6 protein-coding genes, 1 tRNA gene and 2 pseudogenes are annotated in these 8390 nt (G+C 65.0%); 5 read left to right on the top strand and 4 right to left on the bottom strand.

The features are described 5' to 3' along the window. Window positions 1-188 (bottom strand): annotated as a pseudogene (locus tag JWQ89_RS05285) (alpha/beta hydrolase); the annotation flags it as partial. A 163-nt stretch (window positions 189-351) separates the two neighbouring features. Here JWQ89_RS05285 and metH point away from each other — a divergent pair. Together metH and JWQ89_RS05275 are read left to right on the top strand one after the other, a co-directional pair. After that, window positions 352-4116: pseudogene (gene metH / locus JWQ89_RS05280) on the top strand (methionine synthase). 133 nt (window positions 4117-4249) lie between these two features. Further along, window positions 4250-4624, top strand: a complete 375-nt coding sequence (locus JWQ89_RS05275; RefSeq protein ID WP_299639049.1) for a hypothetical protein — start codon at window positions 4250-4252, stop codon at window positions 4622-4624. Between the two features lie 43 nt (window positions 4625-4667). Here the strand turns inward: JWQ89_RS05275 and JWQ89_RS05270 are convergent, their stop codons facing one another. Next, window positions 4668-5543 (bottom strand): sulfotransferase family protein, encoded by an 876-nt coding sequence (locus JWQ89_RS05270; RefSeq protein WP_299639047.1) that lies wholly within the window; start codon window positions 5541-5543, stop codon window positions 4668-4670. Window positions 5544-5674: 131 nt separating this feature from the next. Between JWQ89_RS05270 and JWQ89_RS05265 the strand changes: the two genes are divergently transcribed. Further along, complete coding sequence (locus JWQ89_RS05265; protein ID WP_299639046.1) at window positions 5675-6364, top strand: glycosyltransferase; 690 nt, start codon at window positions 5675-5677, stop codon at window positions 6362-6364. A 67-nt stretch (window positions 6365-6431) separates the two neighbouring features. Here JWQ89_RS05265 and JWQ89_RS05260 read toward each other — a convergent pair. Continuing rightward, a tRNA-Leu gene (locus JWQ89_RS05260) sits at window positions 6432-6516 on the bottom strand. A gap of 104 nt (window positions 6517-6620) precedes the next feature. Next, complete coding sequence (locus JWQ89_RS05255; protein ID WP_299639044.1) at window positions 6621-6854, bottom strand: FliM/FliN family flagellar motor switch protein; 234 nt, start codon at window positions 6852-6854, stop codon at window positions 6621-6623. Window positions 6855-6921: 67 nt separating this feature from the next. Between JWQ89_RS05255 and lipB the strand changes: the two genes are divergently transcribed. Together lipB and JWQ89_RS05245 are read left to right on the top strand one after the other, a co-directional pair. Next, the gene (gene lipB, locus JWQ89_RS05250; RefSeq protein WP_299639042.1) at window positions 6922-7668 is read left to right on the top strand and encodes a lipoyl(octanoyl) transferase LipB; all 747 of its coding nucleotides are present in this window, start codon (window positions 6922-6924) and stop codon (window positions 7666-7668) included. A 45-nt stretch (window positions 7669-7713) separates the two neighbouring features. Then, window positions 7714-8184, top strand: coding sequence for a DUF4282 domain-containing protein (locus JWQ89_RS05245; protein ID WP_299639040.1), 471 nt, complete (start codon window positions 7714-7716; stop codon window positions 8182-8184). Window positions 8185-8390 lie beyond the last annotated feature (206 nt).

The raw sequence follows: 8390 nt of genomic DNA, 5'->3' as shown, positions 1-8390 counted from the left end.
GAGAAGCCGGCGAGGGCGAAGGTGGGCGGGGCGTCGTTGAGGATTGCCGCGGCGATCTCGCGCATCGTGGCGCCGGTGGTGTGGTTGGCGGTGGTGACCGGGCCGAATTGCCACAGGGCGGGCAGCTGGTGCTGGTAGACCTCTGCCGTGCAGTTGAGGCCGGGGACGAGGAGGATCGGGATTGCCATGTAGGGTCAGCTCCTGCGCGTTTGTTCCGGTTCCGGCGGTGCGACGGCAACGGGCTTGCTTGCCGGGCGGGCGGCGATCATATAAAGATATCTTTATATCCCGCCATGTGACCGCATCGGCGGCGAATGCATTTTGGCCTGACAGGCGTTGGAAAGTCGAGCGATGACTGAAGCTCAACACATTGAGATCGATAGAAATTCCTTGCCGCATGGCGAGGAGGTGCGGGCAGCGCTTACCCAGGCGGCCTCCGAACGCATCCTGATCCTCGATGGCGCCATGGGCACCATGATTCAGCAGCTGAAGCTCGACGAGGCCGCCTATCGCGGCGAGCGCTTCAAGGATTGGCACAACGATGTGCGGGGCAATAACGACCTGCTCAACCTCACCCAGCCGGATGCGATCCGGGCGATCCACCTGCAATATTATCTTGCCGGTGCGGACATGGTGGAGAGCAACACGTTCTCCTCGACCGACGTCGTGATGGCCGATTACGGCATGCAGGAGCTTGCCTATGAGCTCAACTATGCCGGGGCGAAGCTGGCGCGCGAGGCGGCGCAGCAGGCGTTCGATGTCGATGGGAAGCGGCGGTTCGTGGCGGGGGCGCTGGGGCCGCTGAACAAGACGGCGTCGATGTCGACGGACGTGAACTCGCCGGGGCACCGGGCGATCACCTTCGATGCGATCGTCAAGGGTTATGCGGAGGCGATCAACGGGCTGATCGACGGCGGGGCGGATGTACTGCTGTTCGAGACGATCACGGATACGCTCAATACCAAGGCCGGCATCTTTGCGGCGCAGCGCATCTTCGGTGAGCGCGGCTATGAGCTGCCGGTGATGATCTCGGGAACAATCACCGACCTCTCCGGGCGTACCCTCTCCGGCCAGACGCCGACGGCGTTCTGGTACTCGGTGCGGCATGCGAAGCCATTCACGATCGGGCTCAATTGTGCGTTGGGCGCCAATGCCATGCGCGCGCATGTCAATGAGTTGAGCGATGTCGCGGACACGCTGATCTGCGCCTACCCGAATGCCGGGCTGCCCAATGAATTCGGTGGCTATGACGAGACCCCGGAGTTCATGGCGCGCCAGCTCGAGGGCTTTGCGCGCGACGGCTTCCTCAACATCGTCGGCGGCTGCTGCGGGTCGACGCCGGACCATATCCGGGCCATCGCCGAGGCGGTCGGCAAGTACAAGCCGCGGAAAATCCCCGAGGTGCCGACGTTCCTGCGGCTGAGCGGCCTCGAGCCCTTCACGCTGACCCGGGACATCCCGTTCGTGAATATCGGCGAGCGGACCAATGTCACCGGCTCGGCGCGGTTCCGGAAGCTCATCACCGCCGGCGACTACACCGCGGCGCTCGATGTGGCGCGCGACCAGGTGCAGAACGGCGCGCAGATCATCGACATCAACATGGACGAGGGCCTGATCGACTCCGAGAAGGTGATGACCGAGTTCCTCAACCTGCTCGCGGCCGAGCCCGATATCGCCCGCGTGCCAGTGATGATAGACAGCTCGAAATTCTCGGTGATCGAGGCCGGGCTCAAGTGCGTGCAGGGCAAGGCGCTGGTCAACTCGATCTCGATGAAGGAAGGCGTCGAGAAGTTCCTCGGGGCCGCCCGGCTGGTGCGGAGCTATGGCGCCGCCGTGGTGGTGATGGCCTTCGACGAGCAGGGCCAGGCCGATACCTATGAGCGCAAGGTCGAGATCTGCACCAAGGCCTACAAGCTCCTGACGGAGGAAGTCGGCTTCCCGCCCGAGGACATCGTGTTCGATCCCAACATCTTCGCGATCGCCACTGGCATCGAGGAGCATGTGGGCTACGGCATCGCCTTCATCGAGGCGACGAGGACGATTCGGCAAACCCTTCCACACGCTCACATTTCTGGCGGCGTGAGCAACCTCAGCTTCTCGTTCCGCGGCAACGAGCCGGTGCGTGAGGCGATGCACTCGGTGTTCCTCTACCACGCCATCCAGGCGGGTATGGACATGGGCATCGTCAATGCCGGGCAGCTGGCGGTGTACGACACGCTGGAGCCGGCGCTGCGCGAGGCGAGCGAAGACGTGATCTTCAACCGCCGCGAGGACGCAACCGAGCGGCTGTTGGAGATTGCCGAGCAGTTCAAGGGCCAGGCGGGCGGCGAGCAGAAGGCGAAGGACCTGACCTGGCGGACCAAGCCCGTGGCGGAGCGGATTTCGCACGCGCTGGTCAACGGCATCACCGAGTTCATCGACGCCGATACCGAAGAGGCGCGGCTTGGTTCGGAGCGGCCGCTGCATGTGATCGAAGGCCCGCTGATGGCCGGGATGAGCGTCGTCGGCGACCTGTTCGGTTCGGTCTAGATGTTCCTGCCGCAGGTGGTGAAATCGGCGCGCGTGATGAAGCAGGCGGTGGCGCATCTCCTCCCCTTCATGGAGGCGGAGAAGAACGCCGACGGCAACGCGACGGGGCGGAAGTCGGCCGGTAAGATCCTGATGGCGACGGTGAAGGGCGATGTCCACGACATCGGCAAGAACATCGTTGGCGTGGTGCTGAGCTGCAACAACTACGAGATCATCGACCTCGGGGTGATGGTGCCGACGGCGAAGATCCTCGAGACCGCCAAGGCCGAGAAGGTCGATGTGATCGGGCTCTCCGGGCTGATCACGCCCTCGCTCGACGAGATGGTGCATGTCGCCTCCGAGATGGAGCGCGAGGGGTTCACCGTGCCGCTGCTGATCGGCGGGGCGACCACGTCACGCGTCCACACGGCGGTGAAGATCCATCCGCAATATCACGGCGGGCCGACCGTGCACGTGCATGACGCCAGCCGTGCGGTGGGCGTGGTGTCGTCGCTGCTGTCGCAGGAGCAGCGGCCGGCCTATGTCAAGGACGTACGGGCCGAGTACGAGCGGCTGGCCGAGAAGCACCGGCAATCCGAGGCCGACAAGCAGCGGACGCCACTGGCGGCAGCGCGCGCCAACCGCTTCAAGCCCGAGTGGGATGGCTACGTGCCGCCCAGGCCGAGCTTCCTCGGCACCCGCGTATTCGAGACCTACGACATTGCGGAGATCGCCAAGTATATCGACTGGACGCCGTTCTTCCAGGCCTGGGAGCTGAAGGGCCGCTTCCCGGCCATCCTCGAGGACAAGGACCAGGGCCCGGCGGCGCGGCAGCTCTGGGAGGACGCCCAGAAGATGCTGAAGGAAGTGATCCAGAAGAACTGGTTCCGCCCTAAGGCGGTGATCGGCTTCTGGCCGGCCAACCAGGCGGGCGACGACATCCGGCTGTTCACCGACGAAACACGGACCGGCGAGCTGGCGACGATGTACACCCTGCGCCAGCAGCTGTCGAAGACCGGCGGCAAGCCCCACATGGCGCTAGCCGATTTCGTCGCGCCCGAGGGCATCCCCGACTATGTCGGGGGGTTCGTGGTGACGGCCGGGCTCGAGGAAGTGGCTATTGCCGAGAAATTCGAGCGCCGGAACGACGACTATTCGTCGATCCTGATCAAGGCGTTGGCCGACCGCTTCGCCGAGGCCTTTGCCGAGCTGATGCACGAGCGGGTGCGCAAGGAATTCTGGGGTTATGGCGCCTCGGAGACGTTTGCGCCGGCCGAGCTGGTGGGCGAGCCCTACAAGGGCATCCGCCCTGCCCCGGGCTATCCGGCGCAGCCCGACCACACCGAGAAGACGACGCTGTTCCACCTGCTCAACGCCAAACAGCGGATCGGGGTGAGCCTGACCGAGAGCTACGCCATGTGGCCCGGCTCATCGGTGTCGGGGATTTATCTGAGCCATCCGGAGAGCTTCTATTTCGGCGTCGCCAAGGTGGAGCGCGACCAAGTGGAGGACTATGCCAAACGCAAGGGCATGGCGATCCGCGAGGTCGAGCGCTGGCTCGGGCCGGTGCTGAACTATGTGCCAAGTGCGGACAAGGGGGCGGTGTGATGACTTCGGCGTTTGCGCGTGCGGCTGCCCCTGCCCCTCTCCCCGGACGGGCGAGGGGACGCTGGTTGCACCGGCAGTGGCACATTGCGCCCTCGCCCCCTCGGGGAGTGGGACGGGGTGAGGGGAGGGCATGATGACCTCCCCTGCCCCGTTCGCCCGGCGCGACCGCTCCGTGCCGGTGACCGTCGTCACCGACAAAGCAGTCCTGAGTCGCTTTGGCGGACGCGATACCGCGGTGGTGCGGCTCGACGCTCCGCTTCATGCCCACGAACCGGGGACCGAGTGCATCGCCTGCGAGTCGCACGGCAATGTGCGCGTGCTGCTGTTCGAACTGCAGGAGAAGGTGCGGCTGGGCATGGCCGAGCCGTTCGTGCGGGTGGTGGTCGATGCCTCCGAGGTTACGGACGTCACGGCGGTAGCGGACGCGCTTGTGCCGGGGAAGCTGCCGGCATTCGGGCTGCGGGATCACGCGGTGGCGCGGAATTTTCACCTTGCCGACGTGTTGTGATGTCCGCCTGGGACTTGCGCTACGAGGGTCGCTCTCGCGACAGTCAACCTAAGGGCGCTTTGGCGCGTGCCTCGGTAAGCGCCTCCTGGAGACGCCGAATCTCGGCAAACATCGGATCCCCGATGGCGTCGGTGGCCTCGTTGAAGCGGAGGTAGAGTTCATCCAGCTCCGCCAGCGCCGCTGCATCCCCGGCAGCCGTCACGAGGCGCGATAGCGCGCTGTAGGCTGTGGAAACCCAGTTCGCCAAGGCACCCTCCGAGGGTAGGTGATCGACCTCGAACGCGTGATGCTGGTGAGAGGGATTGAGGAAACTGTCGACCTCGGACGTATCGGAGGGCAGTTCGAGGCCGGTGCTCGCGACTACCTCTGACAGGCTGCTTTTCCAGTCGACGAGCATAGCTTCATAGTGGACAAAGCTGCGCCGGGCTCCGCGCGATGAGCGCTCGGCCTCGAGCATGTATCTTAGCCAGAGCAGCAGGACATACTCCTTGCCCAGCTTGTCGCGTTCGTGAAGCGAGGCACTGACGGCCAAAGGATCGCGCAATACGAGCAGATAGTACGGATCGACGCCCATATCCGAGAACGCCTGATGATATGCAGGTACCAGCAGGCAAACCCGTGGATCCTTGAGGACGAAGCGAGGGGCATCGCCATATTCCAGACCGAGCAATTGTACCAGCGCGGGTACGAACTCGGAGGCAATCGGCCGCCGGACACGCCGCCAGTCGAACCACCGGCGTCCAACCTCGCCGAGCGCCCGACCGTTCAATCTGACAATTTCGACGGGCTCCCAGTGGCCTTCCGAGTTTCCACGGTTGGAACCAAGCAGACGCTCAGGCAGGGCCGCCCCGAGAAGGCTAAGCACCCTGGTTATGGCACTGGTGCCGGACCGGTGCATCCCGAGCACGACGATGCCCACCCGCCGACCGTCACCTCCTAGGCTCGACCCCATGGCCACTTCCCGTCTACTGTGTAAGCGTGGTCTGCGCTCTGTAGCGAGCAGGCCACCCCAAGTCATCCAGATTTCTTTTGGTCGGATCGCAAGCCAACATGACGCCGGAGCTCCAATACGACACTGTCGAGTTCGTCGCCGCCTCACGCTTGCCGGCGACTGCGGCGGCAGATTCGCTGCTCGCTCGGTCCCTGCGACGTATCGTTGGTGAGAGTGTCGGCGCGAGGATAGCGTCAGGCAATTCAGCCGGGTTGCCTGAGATTTACAACAAGGCCATCGACACGAGCAGCGCCGACATCCTGGTGTTCGTCCATGACGACATCTGGATCGATGACTACTTCGTTCCACAGCGCGTCGTGGAAGCGCTGCGACGCTTTGATGTCATCGGCGTCGCCGGCAACACGGTCTGCCGCCCAGAGCACACCAAGTGGCGTCACCGTGACGACAGGGCGCTCAGCGGCAATGTCGCACATGGAGAGCTCGGGAACTCACGGGTCGCCCGGTTTGGCCCCACACCGGCGGCGTGCGAGCTGCTGGACGGCGTGTTTCTGGCGGCGCGGCGGGCTCGCCTGGTTGATGCGGGAGTGCGCTTCGATGAGCGGTTCCAGTTTCACCACTACGACCTGGACTTCTGCCGCACGGCCCGCAGAGCGGGACTGACGCTGGGGACCTGGCCGCTGAGCGTCACCCATGCAAGCGTCGGCAACTACGCCTCCGAGGCATGGAAGGCATCCGCCGAAGTCTATCTGGAGAAATGGGAGGGCCGGGAGGCACAGGCCTCGGCCTGACCGGCATGGCACGACCACAGGCTCCCGATCTGCCACAATCTGGCATCTCAGGGAGATCGAAAAGAGATGGTGCGGTCGAGAAGACTCGAACTTCCACGCCTTGCGGCACAGCGACCTCAACGCTGCGCGTCTACCAATTCCGCCACGACCGCACGCCGAGGTAGGAGCGACGCCGAAGCGGCGAAGCGAGGCAGCGTGTAGCAATGCCCGTTCGTGGGTGCAAGCGATTAATTCCGCTTTTGCCGCAACGGCGAAACTACGCCGGACGGCGGACTTTTTCGGTGAGTTCGACGCTGAGGCGGCCGTCTTCGACCTTCACCTCGCCGCGGGCGATCAGGGTGTTGTTGGCGTAGACGCGCAACGGATCGTTCTCGCCGGTATCGAGCTCGATCACCGCGCCACGGCCCATGCGCAGCAGGTGGTGCACCGGCATACTGGCGGCGCCAAGCTCCACGGTGATATCGACTTCAATATTGTCTAGAGTGTTCATACATAAACCGCGAACGACCATCCCGGCTGAATCGCGCCGGGCCCCTATGTGAGAGCATTGGCTGCCCATGCTTACCGAAGCGTTAACGACTGACCCAACTTGCGACACCGGAACCAAGCTGTTCCAGGCCGACGGGATTCCGGTCGAGTGGCGGATCACGGATGGGCTGGTCCCCTACCCCGAGGCGCTGGAGGCGATGAAGGCGCGCGCGGCGGCGGTGGCGGAGGGAACGGCACCCGAGCAGGTGTGGCTGCTGGAGCACCCGCCGCTGTATACCGCGGGGACTTCGGCGGCGCCGGAGGACCTGTTGGCGCCGAACCGGTTCCCGGTCTACGACGCCGGGCGCGGCGGGCAGTACACCTACCATGGGCCGGGGCAGCGGGTGGTCTACTTCATGCTGGACCTGCGCCAGCGCGGGCGCGATGTGCGGTGCCTGGTGCAGGGGCTCGAGGGGCTGATCATCGATACGCTGGCCGCCTTCAACATCAGGGGCGAGCGGCGCGAGGGGCGGATCGGGGTCTGGGTGGCGCGGCCGGACAAGGGCCCCGGCCGCGAGGACAAGGTGGCGGCGATCGGGGTGCGGGTGAGCCGCTGGGTGACCTTCCACGGCATCGCCATCAACGTCTCCCCGACGCTGAGCCACTTCGACGGCATCGTACCGTGCGGGATTTCCGACCAGGGCGTCACGAGCTTCGAGGATCTCGGGCAACTGGCCTCGATGCCGGAAGTGGACGGCGCGTTGCGCGCCGCCTTCGAGCGCCGTTTCGGGCCGACGGCCGAGATGCGCCCCGAGGCCCTTGTGTCGGCGGCCTGAGACACGCATTTTCTGCATTGACCGATTCCGATTGGGGGTAAGGCCATGACGTTGGACGATCTCAAGAAAATCTTCCTGTCGCCGACGCTGTTCCGGCTCGAGACGATCCTGTCGCCGCGGCTGGTGCCGGTGCTCTATGCGACCGGGCTAGCGGCACTGCTGCTCTGGGCGGTGGGGCACCTGTTTGTCAGCTTCGGGCGCAATTTCGGGGACGGACTCTGGGGGCTGCTGGAGATCGCGGTGTACGGCGCGCTGTTCCTCATCGTGCTGCGCGTCGTGTGCGAGGTGCTGCTGGTGTTCTTCAAGGCCAACGAGGCGACAACGCGCACGGTGAGCCTGTCTAGGGTGCCGGCCTCGCTGATCGACGAGGTGCGCGACGCCATCCACGACATCGCCGAGGACGAGCCTTACGAGGATTCCGAGAGCAGCGATGGCACGCCACCCCCTGCCCCGACCACGCCCGTCGCGCGCCGCAGCGCCCGGCGCTCGCCGCCTTCGACCAAGCCGGAGATCTGAGCGGGAAGGCCGCCCCGGGGCGGCCCATTCCCGTTTCTAGGCGACGACTGTGGAGCGCCTGCGCCTCGCGTCGATGCTCCAGGCGCCCGCACCCGCGAAGATCAGGTACAGGAAAATAAAGCAGAACAGGACGGCGGCCTCGCCGCGATTGTCGATCGGGAAGAACCCGCCCCCCGGCAGATGCACCGTCCAGTATGCTATCGCCA

The organism is Devosia sp. (genome assembly GCF_028290645.1).
Lineage (GTDB): Bacteria > Pseudomonadota > Alphaproteobacteria > Rhizobiales > Devosiaceae > Devosia_A.
The sequence above is the reverse complement of the archived record's forward strand: the minus strand, read 5'-3'. Positions and strand labels throughout refer to the sequence as shown.

What these genes read in the sequence shown, in the direction of transcription:
- JWQ89_RS05275 (WP_299639049.1), top strand. Translation starts at nt 4,250, where the DNA reads ATGACCTCCCCTGCCCCGTTCGCCCGGCGCGACCGCTCCGTGCCGGTG.
- JWQ89_RS05265 (WP_299639046.1), top strand. Translation starts at nt 5,675, where the DNA reads ATGACGCCGGAGCTCCAATACGACACTGTCGAGTTCGTCGCCGCCTCA.
- JWQ89_RS05255 (WP_299639044.1), bottom strand. Translation starts at nt 6,854, where the DNA reads ATGAACACTCTAGACAATATTGAAGTCGATATCACCGTGGAGCTTGGC.
- lipB (WP_299639042.1), top strand. Translation starts at nt 6,922, where the DNA reads ATGCTTACCGAAGCGTTAACGACTGACCCAACTTGCGACACCGGAACC.
- JWQ89_RS05245 (WP_299639040.1), top strand. Translation starts at nt 7,714, where the DNA reads ATGACGTTGGACGATCTCAAGAAAATCTTCCTGTCGCCGACGCTGTTC.